This window comes from Thalassospira sp. UBA1131, from assembly GCF_002311515.1.
Lineage (GTDB): Bacteria > Pseudomonadota > Alphaproteobacteria > Rhodospirillales > Thalassospiraceae > Thalassospira.
This window is the reverse complement of the sequence record NZ_DCAO01000106.1, coordinates 1-818: the sequence shown is the minus strand read 5'-3', so window position 1 is coordinate 818 and position 818 is coordinate 1. Positions and strand designations below refer to the sequence as shown.

The window sequence follows — 818 nt, the reverse complement described above, 5'->3', positions numbered from 1 at the left end:
GCGACAGTTGAATTCAATGAAATCAACATGTTGCGTTTCAGATGCCTTTATTGGAACACAATTCGCCCTGAAATGGCCCAATGTGACCTGTTTTCCCGCCTTGATTTCCGGGCATATTCACAACTGTCAGTCGAGGACGTGGTCAGCAGTCTCTGTCCCCCCTCACGATACTGGCCCAAATGGTTTCAGGTTGTTCCCCCACCTGAAATACCCCGGCTGACTTGGTCTCCCCAAGACCATGAATGACCCCGAATAGATTGGGGCGGGTTTTATCCCGCCCCACTTTTTTGTCCGGATGGCGGGGCGGCAAGATCGCCCCATATCAGCGCCGCCGCAATTGCCCCAATTTGCCCCCAAATGGTCATCAGACACCGTATTTTGAGCCGCATTTCAAAGGCATATTCCTAACTGTCGGATGCGAAAACTTCGATGCCGTGCCCCTCCCTCACGGCGCATCGAGGCCCGGAACGGACGCCCTTATCCCCCAAGGCGTCATGCACCCCACGGGCAAGGCAGCGCATCTGACAGGTCTCCCCAAGACCATCTGTCCCCAAAGCCCGGGCGAGCTTACAGCTCCCCGGGCTTTTAATTTGCCCGGGACGCGCCGTTGGTCACGATTTTCAGGCGCGCGATACCGTTTGGTGGTCTGTGTCTTGTGCCGGGGTGTGACCGGTGATTTTGATTGGTGAGAGCGAGAAGATTTTGGTCGGTTTTTCCCGACCACGAACCGTAACATCACCGCGCGGCGTCCATGCCGGAATATCGTCGTGATTGCCACAGGCACGCACTGTATCCTCTGTTGCAAGGATATAGGTGCC

General features: G+C 55.9%; 1 pseudogene. It reads right to left on the bottom strand.

Features of this window, described 5'->3' with window-relative positions:
* Positions 1-620: 620 nt before the first annotated feature.
* Positions 621-818, bottom strand: a pseudogene (locus tag B3Z49_RS17445) (adenylate/guanylate cyclase domain-containing protein); the annotation flags it as partial.